17 protein-coding genes are annotated in these 19,582 nt (G+C 58.6%); 16 read left to right on the top strand and 1 reads right to left on the bottom strand.

The window, feature by feature from the left end; all coding sequences use genetic code 11:
* Positions 1-30: 30 nt before the first annotated feature.
* On the bottom strand, positions 31-813 hold the full coding sequence (map, locus tag JBE38_RS13140) for a type I methionyl aminopeptidase (RefSeq protein WP_060754035.1): 783 nt from the start codon (positions 811-813) through the stop codon (positions 31-33).
* A 388-nt stretch (positions 814-1,201) separates the two neighbouring features.
* Here map and rpsB point away from each other — a divergent pair, with 388 nt between their 5' ends.
* The 16 genes from rpsB to dnaE all read left to right on the top strand — a co-directional run bounded on the left by rpsB (position 1,202) and on the right by dnaE (position 19,455).
* A complete protein-coding gene (rpsB, locus tag JBE38_RS13135) occupies positions 1,202-1,939 on the top strand; it encodes a 30S ribosomal protein S2 (RefSeq protein WP_003172263.1) in 738 nt (245 codons plus the stop codon).
* A 203-nt stretch (positions 1,940-2,142) separates the two neighbouring features.
* Complete coding sequence (tsf, locus tag JBE38_RS13130; RefSeq protein WP_060754036.1) at positions 2,143-3,006, top strand: translation elongation factor Ts; 864 nt, start codon at positions 2,143-2,145, stop codon at positions 3,004-3,006.
* Positions 3,007-3,217: 211 nt separating this feature from the next.
* Entirely contained in the window at positions 3,218-3,961 is a 744-nt protein-coding gene (pyrH, locus tag JBE38_RS13125) for a UMP kinase (RefSeq protein WP_060754037.1), read from the top strand.
* Positions 3,958-4,515 (top strand): ribosome recycling factor, encoded by a 558-nt coding sequence (gene frr, locus JBE38_RS13120; protein ID WP_016974404.1) that lies wholly within the window; start codon positions 3,958-3,960, stop codon positions 4,513-4,515. The genes pyrH and frr overlap by 4 nt, the downstream gene beginning before the upstream one ends.
* A gap of 17 nt (positions 4,516-4,532) precedes the next feature.
* Entirely contained in the window at positions 4,533-5,288 is a 756-nt protein-coding gene (uppS, locus tag JBE38_RS13115; RefSeq protein ID WP_060754038.1) for a polyprenyl diphosphate synthase, read from the top strand.
* A complete protein-coding gene (locus tag JBE38_RS13110; RefSeq protein ID WP_090366395.1) occupies positions 5,289-6,098 on the top strand; it encodes a phosphatidate cytidylyltransferase in 810 nt (269 codons plus the stop codon).
* On the top strand, positions 6,095-7,285 hold the full coding sequence (gene ispC, locus JBE38_RS13105; protein WP_205344423.1) for a 1-deoxy-D-xylulose-5-phosphate reductoisomerase: 1,191 nt from the start codon (positions 6,095-6,097) through the stop codon (positions 7,283-7,285). The genes JBE38_RS13110 and ispC overlap by 4 nt, the downstream gene beginning before the upstream one ends.
* 53 nt (positions 7,286-7,338) lie before the next feature.
* Positions 7,339-8,691, top strand: coding sequence for a sigma E protease regulator RseP (gene rseP, locus JBE38_RS13100; protein ID WP_205344422.1), 1,353 nt, complete (start codon positions 7,339-7,341; stop codon positions 8,689-8,691).
* Positions 8,692-8,765: 74 nt separating this feature from the next.
* Positions 8,766-11,153: an outer membrane protein assembly factor BamA gene (bamA, locus tag JBE38_RS13095; protein ID WP_090366392.1), complete on the top strand. Its 2,388-nt coding sequence runs from the start codon at positions 8,766-8,768 to the stop codon at positions 11,151-11,153.
* A 45-nt stretch (positions 11,154-11,198) separates the two neighbouring features.
* The gene (locus JBE38_RS13090) at positions 11,199-11,702 is read left to right on the top strand and encodes an OmpH family outer membrane protein (RefSeq protein ID WP_060754043.1); all 504 of its coding nucleotides are present in this window, start codon (positions 11,199-11,201) and stop codon (positions 11,700-11,702) included.
* A gap of 3 nt (positions 11,703-11,705) precedes the next feature.
* On the top strand, positions 11,706-12,761 hold the full coding sequence (lpxD, locus tag JBE38_RS13085) for a UDP-3-O-(3-hydroxymyristoyl)glucosamine N-acyltransferase (protein ID WP_205344421.1): 1,056 nt from the start codon (positions 11,706-11,708) through the stop codon (positions 12,759-12,761).
* Between the two features lie 111 nt (positions 12,762-12,872).
* Positions 12,873-13,313 (top strand): 3-hydroxyacyl-ACP dehydratase FabZ, encoded by a 441-nt coding sequence (gene fabZ / locus JBE38_RS13080; protein WP_003172281.1) that lies wholly within the window; start codon positions 12,873-12,875, stop codon positions 13,311-13,313.
* Complete coding sequence (lpxA, locus tag JBE38_RS13075; RefSeq protein WP_060754045.1) at positions 13,310-14,086, top strand: acyl-ACP--UDP-N-acetylglucosamine O-acyltransferase; 777 nt, start codon at positions 13,310-13,312, stop codon at positions 14,084-14,086. Before fabZ ends, lpxA begins: the two co-directional genes overlap by 4 nt.
* A 2-nt stretch (positions 14,087-14,088) precedes the next feature.
* Complete coding sequence (lpxB, locus tag JBE38_RS13070; RefSeq protein ID WP_161549853.1) at positions 14,089-15,228, top strand: lipid-A-disaccharide synthase; 1,140 nt, start codon at positions 14,089-14,091, stop codon at positions 15,226-15,228.
* Positions 15,225-15,857, top strand: a complete 633-nt coding sequence (gene rnhB, locus JBE38_RS13065) for a ribonuclease HII (protein WP_060754047.1) — start codon at positions 15,225-15,227, stop codon at positions 15,855-15,857. The genes lpxB and rnhB overlap by 4 nt, the downstream gene beginning before the upstream one ends.
* Before the next feature lie 76 nt (positions 15,858-15,933).
* A complete protein-coding gene (gene dnaE, locus JBE38_RS13060) occupies positions 15,934-19,455 on the top strand; it encodes a DNA polymerase III subunit alpha (RefSeq protein ID WP_161549852.1) in 3,522 nt (1,173 codons plus the stop codon).
* The last annotated feature ends 127 nt before the right edge of the window (positions 19,456-19,582 follow it).

Here is a 19,582-nt window from a genome sequence, read left to right as displayed (position 1 = left end):
CAACAGTGTTTGGGAAAACCAAACCAGGCCTTACGCCGAAAGGCGCGGGATCGTGTCGTCCGAGCGCAGGGTGAAGATCTCGTAGCCGGTTTCGGTGACCAGCAAGGTGTGTTCCCACTGGGCGGAAAGCTTGCGGTCCTTGGTGATTGCGGTCCAGCCGTCGCCCAGCACCTTGGTATCGGCCTTGCCCTGGTTGATCATCGGCTCGATGGTGAAGGTCATGCCTGCCTTGAGCTCCATGCCGGTGCCGGCGCGGCCGTAGTGCAGTATCTGCGGCTCTTCGTGGAACACCTTGCCGATGCCGTGGCCGCAGAACTCGCGAACCACCGAGAAGCCGTTCTTTTCGGCGTGCTTCTGGATCACTTCGCCGATGTCGCCCAGGCGGCAACCGGGCTTGACGATCTCGATGGCCTTGTACATGCATTCCTGGGTGACCTGGGACAGGCGTTCGGCCCAGACCGGCACATTGCCGACGTGGAACATGCGGCTGGTGTCGCCGTGGTAGCCGTCTTTGATCACGGTGACGTCGATGTTCAGGGTGTCGCCGTCTTTCAACGGCTTGTCGCCTGGAATGCCATGGCAGACCACGTGGTTGATCGAGGTGCAGATCGACTTGGGGAAGCCCTTGTAGTTCAGTGGGGCCGGGATCGCCTTCTGGACGTTGACAATATAGTCGTGGCAGATGCGGTCCAGCGCCTCAGTGGTAACGCCGGGCTTGACGTGTTCGGCGATCATTTCCAGCACGTCGGCAGCCAGTTTGCCGGCAACGCGCATGCCTGCGATGTCTTCGGCGGTTTTCAAGGTAACGGTCATACAGGCTCTCTCTAGCGCGATGCGCTGAAATCAATACGGTTCACGGTGTGCGGCAATAAAGGTTACAAAAAACGCACAAACCCCAAGAAACGCGATTCTAACAGACGATGGTGTCAAATCATGAGCCTCTGATGATCGCTTCTCTCTATAAGGTTGGGCCTTGCCGGCGCGATTCAAAGGCTCAGGTATAGGCGATAGGCGGCAAATGTCATTGCGGGTTTCGTTTTTTGACTGCGTGTGGTATAAAATGCGCCGCTTTCCGGGGATGCCCCGTGAAGCTTAAATCCACACACGTGTCGACACGATGACCTGGGTGCCGGAGGCCTTGATGCCGCTGGTTGGTCATTGGGATACGTGGAGGCCAAACCCGACTTATTAAGGAACTATCATGTCCCAAGTCAACATGCGCGATATGCTGAAGGCCGGTGTGCACTTCGGTCACCAGACCCGTTACTGGAACCCGAAAATGGGTAAGTACATTTTCGGCGCGCGTAACAAGATCCACATCATCAACCTTGAAAAAACCCTGCCAATGTTCAACGAAGCTCTGACTTTCGTAGAGCGTCTGGCCCAGGGCAAAAACAAGATCCTGTTCGTCGGCACCAAGCGTTCCGCTGGCAAGATCGTTGCTGAAGAAGCAGCACGTTGCGGTTCGCCGTACGTCGATCACCGCTGGTTGGGCGGCATGCTGACCAACTTCAAGACCATCCGTGCTTCCATCAAGCGTCTGCGTGACCTTGAAGTACAAGCCGAAGACGGTACTTTCGCCAAGCTGACCAAGAAAGAAGCGCTGATGCGCTCCCGTGACCTGGAAAAGCTCGATCGTTCCCTGGGTGGTATCAAGGATATGGGCGGTCTGCCTGACGCACTGTTCGTAATCGACGTTGATCACGAGCGCATCGCGATCACCGAAGCCAACAAGCTGGGCATCCCGGTTATCGGCGTAGTCGATACCAACAGCAGCCCGGAAGGCGTTGACTACATCATCCCAGGCAACGATGACGCAATCCGCGCTATCCAGCTGTACATGGGTTCGATGGCTGACGCTGTAATCCGTGGTCGCAACCACGTTGCTGGCGGTACCGAGCAGTTCGCTGAAGAAGCTCCGGTAGCTGCCGCTGAGTAACTGACGCCCTGGCGTTGACTCAGTAAGCAAAAAGGGGGCTTGGCCCCCTTTTTGCCACCTCGAAAACCATTTGTCGGCGCCCACTTGTGGCAGTGCAACATAGCAACTGTAACGTGCAGCGGCCTACAAGGGAGATTCGGGAAGAATTGAACGCCCGTTTGATCGGGTGGAATGGTTGAAAACCTATCCAAGAGGATTTTGAAATGGCAGAGATTACTGCAGCGTTGGTTAAAGAACTGCGTGAGCGTACTGGCGAAGGCATGATGGATTGCAAAAAGGCCTTGACCAAGGCTGGCGGCGACATCGAAAAAGCCATCGACGACATGCGTGCTTCCGGCGCCATCAAGGCTGCCAAGAAAGCAGGCAACGTGGCTGCTGAAGGCGCAATCGCGCTGAAAGAAGACGGTAAATCCGCAGTGCTGCTGGAAGTGAACTCGCAGACCGACTTCCTGGCTCTGCAAGACGACTTCAAGGCATTCGTTGCTGAAAGCGTTGAAAAAGCGTTTGCCGACAAGCTGACTACCGTTGAGCCTCTGATCGAAGCTCAAGAAGCAGCTCGCCTGGTACTGGTCGGCAAGGTTGGCGAAAACGTCAACATCCGTCGCCTGACCCGCGTAGAAGGTGATGTGGTTGGTGGCTACCTGCACGGCAACAAGATCGGCGTAGCCGTTGTTCTGAAGGGCGGCGACGTTGAGCTGGCCAAAGACATCGCTATGCACGTAGCGGCAACCAACCCTGAGTTCCTGCTGCCATCGGAAGTTTCCGCTGAAGCGATCGAACGTGAGAAGGGCGTGTTCCTGACCCTGAACGCCGACAAGATCGCCGGCAAGCCGGAAAACATTGTTGAGAACATGGTCAAAGGCCGTATCAGCAAGTTCCTGGCTGAAGCGAGCCTGGTTGAGCAGGCGTTCGTCAAGAACCCTGAAATCAAGGTTGGCGAACTGGCTAAGAAAGCCGGTGCTGAAATCGTTTCCTTCACTTACTTCAAAGTAGGCGAAGGCATCGAGAAGCCGGTCGACAACTTCGCTGAAGAAGTTGCTGCCCAGCTGGCTGCCGCCAAGCAATAAGACAGTTTTCAACTGTCGCCGAAAGAGGCTGCCCGCTCACGCGCGCAGCCTCTTTTCAAATGGGAAGGCCAATTTTATTTGGTTTCCTTTCGGAACTGGCTTACAAAGCCGTGTTCCGATGGCGCTGTGATAGCGTCCAGCTAGAGTGAACGCAAGCCGTAAACGGCTCGCCAAGAATTTTTTAAAAAATACGCCGCAGGAGAGATTCGCAATGGCTCAGCAGGGCAGTGGTTATCAGGCTCGCTATAAACGCATTCTACTCAAACTTAGCGGCGAGGCCCTGATGGGCTCGGAAGAGTTCGGGATCGATCCCAAGGTGCTCGATCGCATGGCGCTTGAAGTCGGCCAGTTGGTCGGTATCGGTGTTCAGGTTGGCCTGGTGATCGGTGGTGGTAACCTGTTCCGTGGTGCGGCGCTGAGTGCCGCCGGTATGGATCGGGTCACTGGCGACCACATGGGCATGCTGGCCACTGTGATGAACGCCTTGGCCATGCGTGACGCCCTGGAGCGTGCCAATATCTCGGCTATCGTGATGTCGGCTATTTCCATGGTCGGCGTGACCGATCACTATGATCGTCGTAAAGCCATGCGTCACCTGAACTCCAAGGAAGTGGTGATCTTTGCTGCCGGCACGGGCAACCCGTTCTTCACGACCGATTCGGCTGCGTGCCTGCGCGCTATCGAGATCGATGCCGATGTCGTGCTCAAGGCGACCAAGGTGGACGGTGTGTACACCGCAGACCCATTCAAAGACCCGCATGCCGAGAAGTTCGATCATCTGACCTACGATGAAGTGCTGGATCGCAAGCTGGGCGTGATGGACCTGACCGCTATTTGCCTGTGCCGCGACCACCAGATGCCGCTGCGCGTATTTAACATGAACAAGCCCGGCGCCCTGCTGAATATCGTACACGGCGGCGCAGAAGGGACTTTGATCGAGGAAGGCCAACAATGATCAACGAAATCAAGAAAGACGCCCAAGCGCGTATGCAGAAATCCCTGGAGTCTCTGAGCCACGCATTTGGCCAGATTCGTACCGGCAAGGCGCACCCGAGCATTCTGGGCAGCGTCATGGTGCCTTACTACGGCGCTGACACTCCGCTGAGCGGCGTGGCCAACGTGACGGTCAAGGACTCGCGCACCCTGCAAGTCGTGGCGTTCGAGCGCAACATGCTCGCCGCCGTCGACAAGGCCATCCAGAGCGCCGGCTTGAACCTCAACCCGACCAACCTGGGTGAGTTGCTGTTGATCTCCATGCCGGCCCTGACTGAAGAAACCCGCAAGGGCTTCACCAAGCAGGCCCGCAGCGCAGCCGAAGATGCGCGTGTTGCCGTGCGCAATATCCGTCGCGATGCGCTGGGTGACCTGAAGAAGCTGGTCAAGGACAAGGAAATCAGCGAAGACGAAGAGCGTCGTGCCGTCGCCGATATCGACAAGTTGACCAAGGACGCCGAGGCGCAGATCACCAAGGCTACCGAGGAAAAAGAAAAGGACCTGATGGCCGTATAAGGGGTCAGGACGCCTTCATGGAAAAGACCAAGCAGACTGTGCCCTCCGTGGTACCGCGCCATGTCGCGATCATCATGGATGGGAATAATCGCTGGGCGAAAAAACGCTTTATGCCGGGTGTTGCCGGGCATAAAGCGGGTGTCGATGCGGTGCGCGCCGTGATTGAGGTGTGTGCCGAAGCCAAGGTTGAAGTGTTGACGCTGTTTGCCTTCTCCAGCGAGAACTGGCAGCGGCCCGCCGATGAAGTCAGTGCCTTGATGGACCTGTTCTTCAAGGCGCTGCGGCGTGAGGCCAAGCGCCTCAACGATAACAACATCAGTCTGCGCATCATTGGTGATCGCTCGCGGTTCCATCCGGAACTGCAAGCGGCCATGCGCGAAGCCGAGGCAATGACTGCTGGCGCCAACCGTTTTGTGCTGCAGATTGCAGCCAACTACGGTGGCCAGTGGGATATCGCCCAGGCTGCGCAACGGCTGGCCCGCGAAGTGCAGGCCGGGCATCTGCGGCCGGAAGACATTACGCCCGAACTGTTGCAAACCTGCCTGGTAACCGGCGACCTGCCGTTGCCTGACTTGTGCATCCGTACCGGTGGCGAGCACCGCATCAGCAATTTCCTGTTGTGGCAGTTGGCCTACACCGAGTTGTACTTCTCCGACCTGTTCTGGCCGGACTTCAAACACGATGCCATGCGTAATGCGCTGGCCGATTTCGCTTCCCGTCAGCGTCGCTTTGGTAAAACGAGCGAGCAGATCGAAGCTGGAGCCCGGGTTTAAATGCTTAAACAACGAATCATCACGGCACTGATCCTGCTGCCGATTGCCTTGTGCGGTTTTTTCCTGCTCGACGGTTCCGGCTTTGCGCTGTTTATCGGCCTGGTCGTAACACTTGGGGCCTGGGAATGGGCGCGCCTGGCGGGTTTCAATGCCCAGGCGCCACGTGTGGCGTACGCGGCATTCGTGGCGCTGTCGCTGTTCCTGATGCATACCCTGTCGAGCATCATCGTGCCTTGGGTGTTGGGGGCGGCGGTGCTGTGGTGGGCGCTGGCGACCTACCTGGTGCTCACCTACCCACGAACCAGTGGCCAGTGGTCCAGCGTGGCATGCAAGCTGGTGATTGGCTTGTTGATCCTGCTGCCCGCCTGGCAAGGCCTGGTGGAGATCAAGAATGCATCCATGGGCAACTGGTTGATCATGGCGGTGATGGTATTGGTCTGGGGCGCGGATATCGGCGCCTATTTCTCCGGTCGGGCGTTCGGCAAGCGCAAGCTGGCGCCGGCGGTCAGTCCGGGCAAGAGCTGGGAAGGCGTGTACGGCGGCCTCGCATTGACGCTGGCGATCACGCTGGTTGTCGGCGTTGTGCGCGACTGGTCGGTGAAGGAAATCTTCCTGGCGCTGTTGGGTACGGCCATTGTCGTGTTCATTTCGGTGGTGGGTGACCTCACCGAAAGCATGTTCAAGCGCCAGGCCGGTATCAAGGACAGCAGCAACCTGCTTCCGGGGCATGGCGGTGTATTGGACCGTATCGACAGTCTCACCGCGGCGATTCCGATCTTTGCCGTGTTGTTGTGGATGACTGCCTCGTGAGCCGTCTGCAGCAAGTCACCGTACTGGGGGCGACCGGTTCGGTAGGGCTGAGTACCCTGGATGTGATTGCGCGTCATCCCGATCGCTATCAAGTATTTGCCTTGACTGGTTTTACCCGCCTGAGCGAGTTGCTGGCCCTTTGCGTTCGCCACTCGCCACGCTTTGCTGTGGTGCCCGAGGCGGCGGTGGCGCGTGGTTTGCAGGATGACCTGCGCGCTGCCGGCCTTGCCACTCAGGTATTGGTGGGGGAGGCGGGGTTGTGCCAGGTGGCGGCCGATGCCGAAGTGGACACCGTCGTGGCTGCCATTGTCGGCGCAGCGGGTTTGCGTCCGACGCTGGCGGCGGTCGATGCAGGCAAGAAGATTCTGCTGGCCAATAAAGAAGCGCTGGTTATGTCCGGCGCGCTCTTTATGCAGGCGGTGCGCAAGAGTGGCGCGGTGTTGCTGCCTCTCGACAGCGAACATAACGCGATTTTCCAGTGCATGCCGGGTGATTTCTCCCGTGGCTTGAGCCAGGTTGGCGTGCGTCGGATTCTGTTGACCGCCTCCGGTGGGCCGTTTCGGCAGACGCCTCTGGCTGAGTTGGAGCATGTGTCTCCGGATCAGGCCTGTGCACACCCCAACTGGTCCATGGGGCGCAAGATCTCCGTGGATTCGGCGAGCATGATGAACAAAGGGCTGGAGCTGATCGAGGCTTGCTGGCTGTTTGATGCCCGGCCGGATCAGGTCGAGGTGGTGGTTCACCCGCAAAGTGTGATTCATTCCCTGGTCGATTACGTGGATGGCTCGGTGCTGGCGCAGTTGGGCAACCCAGACATGCGTACGCCCATCGCCAACGCCCTGGCTTGGCCTGAACGCATTGATTCCGGTGTGGCGCCGTTGGACTTGTTTGCAATTGCGCGCCTGGACTTCGAAGCGCCGGACGAGCAGCGTTTTCCTTGTCTGCGCCTGGCGCGTGAGGCGGTGGAGGCGGGTAACAGCGCGCCGGCGATGCTTAATGCGGCCAATGAGGTGGCGGTCGCGGCCTTTCTTGAGCGGCGCATCCGTTTTCCGCAGATCGCGAGTATTATCGAGGATGTCCTGGCTCGGGAGCCGGTAGTGGCTGTCAACGACCTGAGCGCCGTGTTTGAAGCTGATAGGAAGGCCCGCGGCCTGGCCGAGCAATGGTTGGAACGCAACGCGCGTTAGCCTGTAGGTGCGGTTGAGCCCGCAGGCACTGGATTGAAAGGCGGAGAAATTAGATGAGTGCGCTTTATATGATTGTCGGCACCCTGGTTGCTCTGGGTGTGTTGGTGACCTTCCACGAATTCGGCCACTTTTGGGTGGCGCGTCGTTGCGGCGTCAAAGTACTGCGCTTTTCAGTCGGTTTCGGCATGCCCTTGTTGCGTTGGCATGACCGTCGTGGCACCGAGTTCGTGATTGCCGCCATACCACTGGGTGGTTACGTCAAGATGCTCGACGAGCGCGAAGGTGAAGTGCCGGCCGACCAGTTGGACCAGTCTTTCAATCGCAAGACCGTTCGTCAGCGTATCGCGATCGTCGCCGCCGGTCCGATCGCCAACTTCCTGTTGGCGATGGTGTTTTTCTGGGTGTTGGCCATGCTGGGCAGTCAGCAGGTGCGTCCGGTTATCGGCGCGGTCGACGCAGACAGCATGGCGGCGAAGGCTGGCCTGGTAGCGGGGCAGGAAATTGTATCCATTGATGGCGAACCAACCACCGGTTGGGGGGCGGTCAATTTGCAGTTGGTGCGGCGTCTGGGCGAGAGCGGTACCGTCAGTGTTGTGGTTCGCGACCAGGACTCCACGCTTGAGACCGCGCGCGAACTGGCCTTGGATCATTGGCTCAAGGGTGCGGATGAGCCTGATCCGATCAAGTCCCTGGGGATTCGTCCGTGGCGACCGGCTTTGCCGCCAGTGCTGGCGGAGCTGGATCCGAAAGGCCCGGCCCAGGCCGCAGGTCTGAAAACCGGTGATCGCCTGTTGGCCCTGGATGGCCAGGTGCTCGGTGACTGGCAGCAAGTGGTCGATCTGGTACGTGTACGGCCCGATACCAAAATTGTGCTGAAAGTTGAACGTGATGGTGCTCAAATCGACGTCCCCGTAACCTTGTCGGTTCGTGGGGAGGCCAAGGCCGCCGGGGGTTACCTGGGGGCGGGGGTCAAGGGTGTCGAGTGGCCGCCATCGATGGTGCGAGAGGTCAGCTTCGGGCCGCTGGCCGCGATTGGCGAGGGCGCGAAACGCACCTGGACCATGAGCGTGCTGACCCTCGAATCCCTCAAAAAAATGTTGTTCGGCGAGCTCTCGGTAAAAAACTTGAGTGGGCCGATAACCATTGCTAAAGTGGCGGGCGCTTCTGCCCAGTCGGGTGTCGCGGATTTCCTGAATTTCCTGGCTTATCTGAGTATCAGCCTTGGGGTTCTGAATTTGCTGCCTATTCCAGTACTGGATGGGGGGCATCTGCTGTTTTATCTGGTCGAGTGGGTGCGTGGTCGCCCCTTGTCGGATCGGGTGCAGGGTTGGGGGATACAGATCGGTATCAGTTTGGTGGTTGGAGTGATGTTGTTAGCTCTGGTCAACGATCTGGGACGTCTGTAACGCTTCGCTGAATTGCGAATCTGCCGCATTTTGCGGCAGTTTGTTTATTGCCAGTTGGAATAAGAAAGGACTTCATGAAACGTCTGCTGCTAACTGCGGTTCTCACCGTATTGATGATCGCCGAAGTTCACGCCGAGTCCTTCACTATCTCCGATATTCGCGTCAACGGCCTCCAGCGGGTTTCCGCAGGTAGCGTCTTTGGTGCCTTGCCGTTGAACGTCGGGGAACAGGCTGATGATCGTCGCCTGGTGGAATCCACTCGTGCGCTGTTCAAAACCGGGTTCTTTCAAGATATCCAGCTGGGTCGCGAAGGCAACGTCCTGGTTATCACGGTCGTTGAGCGGCCTTCGATCTCCAGTATCACGATCGAGGGCAACAAGGCGATCTCCACTGAAGACCTGATGAAGGGCCTCAAGCAATCCGGCCTGGCCGAGGGCGAGATCTTCCAGCGCGCTACCCTTGAGGGTGTGCGTAACGAACTGCAACGCCAGTACGTTGCCCAGGGCCGCTACTCCGCGACCGTGGAAACCGAAGTCGTCCCCCAACCGCGTAACCGTGTCGGCCTGAAGGTCAACATCAACGAAGGTACGGTAGCGGCCATTCAGCATATCAACGTGGTGGGTAACACCAAGTTTGCTGATGAAGACCTGATCGACCTGTTCGAACTCAAGACCACCAACTGGCTGTCGTTCTTCAAGAACGATGACAAGTACGCCCGTGAAAAACTGTCCGGTGACCTGGAACGTCTGCGCTCCTACTACCTGGACCGCGGCTATATCAACATGGACATCGCTTCGACCCAGGTGTCCATCACCCCGGACAAGAAGCACGTCTACATCACCGTCAACGTCAACGAAGGCGAAAAGTACAAGGTTCGTGACGTCAAGCTCAGCGGCGACCTGAAAGTACCTGAAGACCAGGTGAAGTCGCTGTTGCTGGTGCAGAAGGACCAGGTGTTCTCGCGCAAGCTGATGACCACCACGTCCGAGTTGATCACCCGTCGCCTGGGTAACGAAGGCTATACCTTCGCCAACGTCAACGGCGTACCGACCCCGCATGATGATGACCACACCGTGGACATTACCTTCGTGGTCGACCCGGGCAAGCGTGCCTACGTGAACCGCATCAACTTCCGTGGCAACACCAAGTCTGCGGACGAAGTGCTGCGCCGTGAAATGCGCCAGATGGAAGGTGGCTGGGCGTCGACCTACTTGATCGACCAGTCCAAGACCCGTCTTGAACGCCTGGGCTTCTTCAAGGAAGTCAACGTCGAAACCCCGGCCGTCCCAGGTGTGGATGACCAGGTTGACGTGAACTACGCCGTTGAAGAGCAAGCCTCGGGTTCGATCACCGCCAGCGTCGGCTTCGCACAGAGCGCGGGCCTGATTCTGGGTGGCTCGATCACACAGAACAACTTCCTCGGTACGGGTAACCGTGTGTCTGTCGGCCTGACCCGAAGCGAATACCAGAGCCGTTATAACTTCAGTTATACCGATCCCTACTGGACTGCTGACGGTGTGAGCCTGGGCTACAACGCCTTCTATCGCACCACTGACTACAAAGACCTCGACGTCGACGTTGCAAGCTATGCAATCGACAGCATGGGTGTGGGTGCCAACATTGGTTACCCGATCAGCGAGACCTCGCGTCTGACCTTTGGTCTGACCGCGCAACAGGACAAGATCAAGACCGGTGTGTACACCGTGGATGAGATCTTTGACTTTGTTCGTAAGGAAGGCGATCAGTTCACGAACTTCAAGGCGTCGGCCGGCTGGTCCGAGTCGACCCTGAACAAAGGTGTGCTGGCGACCCGTGGTCACTCCCAGAGCTTGACGCTGGAAGCCACTACGCCGGGCAGCGACCTGTCGTTCTTCAAGCTCGACTACCGTGGCCAGTTGTTCCAGCCGCTGAGCGATAACTACACCATGCGCCTGCACACTGAGCTGGGTTATGGCGATGGCTATGGTTCCACCAGTGGTCTACCGTTCTACGAGAACTACTATGCAGGTGGTTTCAACTCGGTTCGCGGCTTCAAGGACAGCACCCTGGGCCCACGTGGTACGCCGAGCCGTGGTGTGGGTGTGACTGGTAACCAGGGCACAACTGTTGACTCGGACGACAAGCCATTGCCATTCGGTGGCAACGTATTGATCCAGGGTGGTGCGGAAATCCTGTTCCCGCTGCCGTTTGTCAAAGATCAGCGTTCCCTGCGTACTTCGGTCTTCTGGGATGTGGGTAACGTGTTCGACTCCAAGTGTGAGCAGATCACCAACCCGAGCGGCGTGAAGTCCAACACCCAGTGCAATGATGTTAGCCTGTCCAACCTGGCGAGCTCCGTTGGTGTAGGTGTGACGTGGGTAACTGCGCTTGGCCCGTTGAGCTTTGCTCTGGCCATGCCGGTCAAGAAACCGGATAACGCTGAAACCCAGATTTTCCAATTCTCCCTCGGCCAGACGTTCTAAGCGTCTGACCCAAGATAACGACAACGGATTCTGTAGGAGTGCATCGTGCGTAAGTTGACTCAATTGGTTCTGCTGGCAACTGTGCTGGTAACCACCCCGGCCTTCGCCGAAATGAAAATCGCCGTCCTGAACTATCAGATGGCTCTGCTGGAATCCGATGCGGCCAAGAAATACGCCGTGGATGCCGAGAAAAAATTCGGTCCGCAGCTGACCAAGCTCAAGACCCTAGAAAGCAGCGCCAAGGGCATCCAGGATCGCCTGGTAGCCGGTGGCGACAAGATGCAGCAGCCCGAGCGCGAGCGTCTGGAGCTTGAATTCAAGCAAAAGGCCCGTGACTACCAGTTCCAGTCCAAGGAACTGAACGAAGCCAAGGCCGTTGCTGACCGTGAAATGCTCAAGCAGCTCAAGCCGAAACTCGACAGCGCTGTGGAAGAAGTCATCAAGAAAGGTGCCTTTGACCTGGTGTTCGAGCGTGGCGCCGTAATCGACGTCAAGCCTCAATACGACATCACCCGCCAGGTGATCGAGCGCATGAACCAGCTGAAGTAACCCATGACCGCGACTATCAAGCTCGGCGAGTTGGCCGAGTTCCTGGGGGCCGTCTTGCACGGCTCCCCGGAGAAGGAAATCACTGGGCTAGCCACCTTGCAGGAGGCTGGCCCAGCTCAGTTGAGCTTCCTCGCAAATCCTCAATACCGTAAGTACCTCGTCGGTTGCCAAGCCGCAGCCGTGTTGCTGAAGGCTGCTGATGCCGAGGGTTACGCCGGGGATGCGCTGGTGGTGGCCGACCCGTACCTGTCGTACGCGAAAGCGTCGCACCTGTTCGATCCAAAGCCCAAGGCCGCCGGTGGTATTCATCCGAGCGCGGTGATTGCCGATGATGCCCACGTTGACCCCGCTGCCAACATTGGTGCGTTTGCCGTGATCGAAAGTGGCGCACGTATTGCCGCTGGCGTCACCGTGGGTGCCCATTGTTTTATCGGGGCGCGCTGTGAAATCGGCGCCGATGGCTGGTTGGCTCCGCGGGTCACCCTTTACCACGATGTGCGTATCGGTGAACGCGTGATTATTCAGTCGGGCGCAGTGATCGGCGGTGAAGGTTTCGGCTTTGCCAATTCCAAAGGCGTTTGGCACAAGATTGCCCAAGTTGGCGGTGTCTTGATTGGGGATGACGTGGAAATCGGCGTTAACACCGCCGTGGACCGTGGCGCCCTGGCTGATACCGTAATCGGTAACGGCGTGAAGCTCGACAACCAGATCCAGATCGCCCACAACGTGCAGATCGGCGACCACACCGCCATGGCGGCGTGTGTCGGTATCTCCGGCAGCACCAAAATCGGCAAGCATTGCATGCTCGCCGGTGGCGTAGGGCTGGTGGGGCATATCGATATTTGCGACAACGTTTTCATCACCGGCATGACCATGGTCACCCACTCGATCACCGAGCCAGGGGCCTACTCTTCCGGTACTGCCATGCAGCCGGCGGCTGAGTGGCGTAAAAGTGCAGCGCGCTTGAGACAGCTTGACGACATGGCCCGACGCCTCAAACAGCTTGAAAAGCGTGTTGGAGACGTGACCCCTGGCGGTAATGCTTCATCAGAAGGCTGATACCATTTCCATATCAAGTGTGCACAGCCGCTGGGCGGCTTCCTTGATTTGCTAGCGGGGCGTGCTTTTAGTTCGCCCGCCCCCAATCTTTATTACAGGCTTCCCCCCGAAATGATGGACATCAACGAGATTCGCGAATACCTGCCTCACCGTTACCCGTTCCTGCTGGTGGATCGCGTAGTGGACCTCAATGTCGAGGAAAAGCGCATTCGTGCCTACAAGAATGTCAGCATCAACGAACCGTTCTTCAACGGCCACTTTCCCGCGCATCCCATCATGCCAGGTGTGTTGATCATTGAAGCAATGGCCCAGGCTGCCGGTATCCTTGGTTTCAAAATGCTCGACCTCAAGCCTGCCGACGGCACGCTCTACTATTTCGTGGGCTCCGACAAACTGCGTTTCCGCAATCCGGTCACGCCGGGCGACCAGTTGATCCTGGAAGCCAAGTTCATCAGTTGCAAACGCCAGATCTGGAAGTTCGAATGCCAGGCCTCGGTGGATGGCAAGCCGGTGTGCTCGGCTGAGATCATCTGTGCGGAACGCAAACTATGAGTTTGATTGACCCTCGCGCAATCATCGATCCGTCGGCCGTACTGGCCGCCGACGTTGAGGTCGGCCCTTGGTCGATCGTCGGCGCAGGTGTTGAAATCGGCGAGGGGACTGTCATCGGGCCGCATGTGATCCTCAAAGGCCCGACGCGCATTGGTAAGCATAATCGTATCTACCAGTTTTCCTCGGTAGGCGAAGACACCCCCGACATGAAGTACAAGGGTGAAGAAACACGCCTGGTAATCGGTGACCACAACATCATCCGTGAAGGTGTGACCATTCATCGTGGCACCGTGCAGGATCGTGCCGAGACCACCTTGGGTGATCACAACCTGATCATGGCCTATGCGCATATCGGCCATGACAGCGTGATCGGCAACCACTGCATCCTGGTCAACAACACTGCATTGGCAGGCCATGTGCACGTTGACGACTGGGCAATTCTGTCCGGCTTCACCCTGGTCCATCAGTACTGCCATATCGGTGCCCACGCCTTTTCCGGCATGGGGACCGCAATCGGCAAGGATGTTCCGGCATTCGTCACGGTATTCGGCAACCCGGCCGAAGCCCGCAGCATGAACTTCGAAGGCATGCGCCGTCGTGGTTTCAGCGAAGACCAGATCCATGCCCTGCGTCGTGCCTACAAGGTGGTCTACCGCCAGGGGCTGACGGTTGAGCAGGCATTGACCGAACTGGCCGAGTCGGCTGCACAGTTTCCGGAAGTGGCCGTGTTCCGGGACTCGATCCAGGCGTCGACTCGCGGCATCACCCGTTAATCATGGCCAATCTGCGTATAGCGTTGGTGGCCGGGGAAGCTTCCGGCGATATTCTGGGGGCAGGCCTGATGCGTGCACTCAAGGCCCAGCATCCTGCCGTCGAGTTTATCGGGGTGGGTGGGCCGTTGATGCAGGCCGAGGGCCTCACGTCCTACTTTCCCATGGAACGCCTGTCCGTCATGGGGTTGGTGGAAGTGCTGGGGCGACTGCGAGAGCTGCTGGCTCGCCGCAAACTGCTGATCCAGACACTGATTGAAGAAAAGCCCGACGTCTTTATCGGAATCGACGCGCCGGACTTCACCCTTAACATCGAACTCAAATTGCGCCAGGCCGGGATCAAGACCGTGCATTACGTCAGCCCGTCCGTGTGGGCATGGCGGCAAAAGCGCGTGCTGAAGATCCGCGAAGGCTGCGACCTGATGCTGACCTTGCTGCCCTTCGAAGCCCGATTCTATGAAGAGAAGGGTGTACCGGTGCGCTTTGTGGGGCACACGTTGGCCGACACCATCCCTCTGCAGGCCGATCGCGCAGCGGCGCGTGCCGAGCTGGGCTTGGCCGATGGCCCGCTGGTTGCACTGATGCCGGGCAGCCGCGGTGGTGAAGTCGGGCGGTTGGGCGCGCTGTTTTTTGATGCCGCCGAGCGCTTGATGGTCTTGAAACCGGGTGTGCGCTTCGTGCTGCCGTGTGCCAGCCCGCAACGTCGTACGCAGATCGAGGCCTTGCTTGACGGTCGCAACTTACCGCTGACGCTGCTGGATGGTCAGTCGCACCTCGCGCTCGCGGCCTGTGATGCGGTGCTGATCGCTTCAGGCACTGCTACTCTCGAGGCGTTGTTGTACAAGCGTCCGATGGTAGTGGCCTATCGTCTTGCACCACTGACGTTCTGGATTCTCAAGCGCATGGTCAAAAGTCCCTACATCTCCTTGCCCAATCTGCTGGCCCAGCGCCTGTTGGTGCCGGAGTTGCTACAGGACGACGCGACCCCTGAAGCCCTGGCGCAGACCGTACTTCCCTTGATAGAGGGTGGCGAAGAGCAGACCCGTGGCTTTGACGATATTCACCGCACGTTGCGCCGTGATGCGTCGAACCAGGCGGCGGATGCCGTGCTCACCTTGATCGGCCATCGACAGGACACCCTATGAAGACGCAAATGGGCCTGGATTTCAGCCTGGTTGCCCACGCCGATGAACTGGTGGCCGGCGTTGATGAAGTAGGGCGCGGGCCGCTGTGCGGCGCCGTCGTTACGGCGGCCGTCATTCTTGACCCGAACCGTCCGATCCTGGGTCTTGACGATTCGAAGAAACTCACCGAAGCGCGCCGCGAAAAGCTCTACGACGAGATCTGTGAGAAAGCCCTGAGCTGGCATATCGCCCGGGCCGAGGTCGAGGAAATCGATGAGCTGAACATCCTGCACGCCACCATGCTTGCCATGCAGCGTGCGGTAGAGGGCCTGCACATCACGCCAAAGATGGCGATGATCGATGGTAATCGCTGCCCGAAACTGGCGATGCCGTCGGAAGCGGTGGTGAAGGGTGATAGCAAGGTGCCTGCTATTGCGGCGGCTTCCATCCTGGCCAAGGTCAGCCGAGACCGTGAAATGGCGGCTTTCGAATTGATCTACCCCGGCTATGGCATCGGCGGGCATAAGGGTTACCCAACGCCCGTTCATCTGGAAGCCTTGGCTCGTCTGGGCCCGACGCCGATCCATCGCCGCTCGTTCGCCCCGGTGCGCCTGGCTTACGAGGCGCGGGAGAGCCTCAGCGAGGTGTAGTCGCGAGGCTGATGTTTTGCTCAAGGCCCGGTACAATCCGGGCCTTGTTGTTTCCACGTATCTAGACAGGATCACTATGCCGGCTTCATTCGTTCACCTACGCCTGCACACTGAATACTCCCTGGTCGATGGCCTGGTACGGATCAAACCGCTGGTCAAAACCCTGGTGGGCATGAACATGCCTGCGGTGGCGGTGACCGACCAGAACAACATGTGTTCCCTGGTCAAGTTCTACAAGAACGCCATGGGCGCCGGCATCAAGCCGATTTGCGGCGCCGACCTGTGGCTGTCCAACAAAGACCCGGATAACCCCCTGAGCCGCATCAGCCTGCTGGCGATGAACGGCGTGGGTTATCGCAACCTCACCGAACTGATTTCCCGTGGTTTTATCGACGGCCAGCGCAATGGCTCGATCATCATCGAGCGCGAGTGGGTGGCCGAGGCCAGCGAAGGGCTGATCATGCTGTCCGCCGCCAAGGAAGGCGAAATCGGCATTGCGCTGCTCGGTGGCAACCCCCAGGAAGCCGAAGTACTGGCCCGCGAATGGATGCAGGTCTTCCCCGACCGTTTTTACCTGGAAGTCCAGCGTACCAATCGGCCTAACGATGAAGAACACCTGCACGCCGCAGTGGCGCTGGCCGACAAGTTGGGCGCACCGCTGGTGGCGACCAACGATGTGCGTTTCATCAAGCGAGAAGACTTCGAGGCCCACGAAACCCGTGTGTGCATCGGTGAAGGCCGGGCGCTGGATGACCCGCGCCGCTCGAAAAACTACAGCGAAGAGCAATATCTCAAAAGTGCCGAGGAGATGGCCGAGCTGTTCAGCGACCTGCCCGAGGCCCTGGAAAACTCCGTCGAGATCGCCAAGCGCTGCAACATTGAAGTGAAACTGGGCAAGCACTTCCTGCCCAACTTCCCGATTCCCGATGGCATGACCATCGATGAGTACTTCCGCAAGGTGTCGTTCGATGGCCTGGAAGAGCGGTTGGCCGTTCTGCTGCCCAAGGACACCACCGAAGATTACGAGGCCAAGCGCCAGGTCTACGTGGATCGGCTGAATTTCGAGCTGGATATCATTATCCAGATGGGGTTCCCCGGTTACTTCCTGATCGTGATGGACTTTATCCAGTGGGCCAAGAACAACGGCGTGCCTGTTGGCCCGGGTCGAGGCTCAGGCGCCGGCTCGCTGGTGGCTTATGTACAGAAGATCACCGACCTTGACCCGCTGGAGTATGATCTGCTGTTCGAGCGGTTCCTGAACCCGGAACGGGTTTCCATGCCCGACTTCGACGTCGACTTCTGCATGGATGGCCGTGACCGCGTGATCGAGTACGTGGCTGAGAAATACGGCCGCAACGCCGTCAGCCAGATCATCACTTTCGGTTCCATGGCGGCGAAGGCGGTAATCCGTGACGTGGCGCGCGTACAGGGCAAGTCGTACGGCCTGGCGGATCGCCTGTCGAAGATGATCCCGTTCGAAGTCGGCATGACGCTGGAAAAAGCCTACGAGCAGGAAGAAATCCTGCGCGACTTTATCAAGGTTGATGAAGAGGCCGCCGAAATCTGGGACATGGCCCGCAAGCTCGAAGGTGTGGTGCGTAACGTGGGTAAACATGCCGGTGGCGTGGTTATCGCACCGACCAAACTCACCGACTTTTCGCCGATCTACTGCGATGAAGAAGGCGACGGCCTGGTTACCCAGTTCGACAAGGACGACGTGGAAGCCGCCGGCCTGGTGAAGTTCGACTTCCTGGGCCTGCGGACCCTGACGATCATCGATTGGGCGCTCAAGACGATCAACCGCGACCGCGCCAAGGCCGGCGAGGAGCCGCTGGATATCGCGTTCATCCCGCTGGATGACAAGCCGACCTATTCGTTGCTGCAAAAAGCCGAAACCACGGCAGTATTCCAGCTTGAATCCCGGGGCATGAAGGAGCTGATCAAAAAGCTCAAGCCTGACTGCCTGGAAGACTTGATCGCACTGGTGGCCCTGTTCCGTCCGGGCCCTCTGCAATCGGGCATGGTGGATGACTTCATCAACCGTAAGCACGGGCGTGCCGAGCTGGCATATCCGCACTCCGATTATCAGTACGAAGGCCTCAAGCCAGTACTGGCACCGACCTACGGCATCATCCTGTATCAGGAACAGGTGATGCAGATTGCCCAGGTGATGGCGGGCTACACCCTGGGTGGTGCGGACATGCTGCGTCGCGCCATGGGTAAGAAAAAACCCGAGGAAATGGCCAAGCAGCGCGGTGGTTTCATTGAGGGGTGTGCCACCAATAATATTGACGCCGACCTGGCCGGTAACATTTTCGACCTGGTGGAAAAATTCGCCGGTTATGGCTTCAACAAATCCCACTCCGCCGCCTACGGCCTGGTGTCGTACCAGACCGCCTGGCTGAAAGCCCACTACCCGGCGCCCTTCATGGCTGCGGTACTCTCGGCGGACATGCACAACACCGACAAGGTCGTGACCTTGATCGAGGAAGTGCGCACCATGAAGCTGCGCCTCGACGCGCCGGACGTTAACGCCTCGGAGTTCAAGTTCACGGTGAACGACGAAGGCCGCATCATCTATGGCCTGGGCGCGATCAAGGGGGTCGGCGAAGGCCCGGTGGAAGCGATCACCGAAGCGCGGCAGGACGGGCCGTTCAAGGATCTGTTCGACTTCTGTGCCCGGGTTGACCTCAAGCGCATCAACAAACGCACCCTCGATGGCCTGATCCGCAGTGGCGCACTTGACCGTCTCGGCCCCTATTTCCATGATGAGCCGAAGGCTTACCAGGCCAATATCGACCGCAACCGGGCGGTACTGCTGGCCGCCATGGAAGAGGCGATCAAGGCTGCCGAACAGACTGCCCGCACCCACGACAGTGGCCATGCGGACCTGTTTGGGGGGCTGTTCGTCGAAGACGATGCGGATGTGTACGCGAACCACCGCAAGGCCAAGGAATTGACCCTCAAGGAGCGTCTCAAGGGTGAGAAAGACACCTTGGGTCTGTACCTTACCGGTCACCCGATCGACGAATACGAAGGAGAAATCCGTCGTTTTGCCCGTCAGCGCATCATCGACCTGAAGCCGGCGCGCGACACCCAGACCGTCGCCGGCATGATCATCGCCCTGCGGGTGATGAAGAACAAGAAGGGCGACAAGATGGGCTTTATCACCCTCGACGACCGCTCGGGGCGAATCGAGGCGTCGCTGTTTGCCGATGCGTTCCACTCGGCACAATCGTTGCTGCAGACCGATGCCATGGTGGTGGTGGAAGGGGAGGTCAGTAACGATGACTTCTCCGGTGGCCTGCGCCTGCGGATCAAGCGGGTCATGAGTATGGAAGATGCCCGTACCAACCTGGCCGAAAGCCTGCGCTTGAAGGTCAAGACCGAAGCGCTCAAGGGCGATCAGCTACGCTGGTTGGGTGATTTGCTCAAGCGTCACCGTGGCGCTTGCCCTGTGACCATGGAATACACCGGCAACGACGCCAAGGCGATGTTGCAATTTGGCGAGACGTGGCGAATTGATCCGGCGGATGGCTTGATTCAAGCTTTGCGTGACCAGTTCGGGCGAGACAACGTCTTCCTCCAATACCGCTGATGGTCAGCACACCTGACCTCGGCTGAACATTTAATCTCGACCTAAACGCGCCTCTCCCTTAAGGTAGGGCGCGAATAGACAACCGGCTGGCCAGGCACTCCTTGGCCGTCGACCCAAGACGGACGCT

This window comes from Pseudomonas sp. ICBG1301, from assembly GCF_016918385.1.
Lineage (GTDB): Bacteria > Pseudomonadota > Gammaproteobacteria > Pseudomonadales > Pseudomonadaceae > Aquipseudomonas > Aquipseudomonas palleroniana.
Note: the sequence above shows the minus strand (reverse complement) of the source record. Positions and strands in the feature narration are given on the sequence as shown.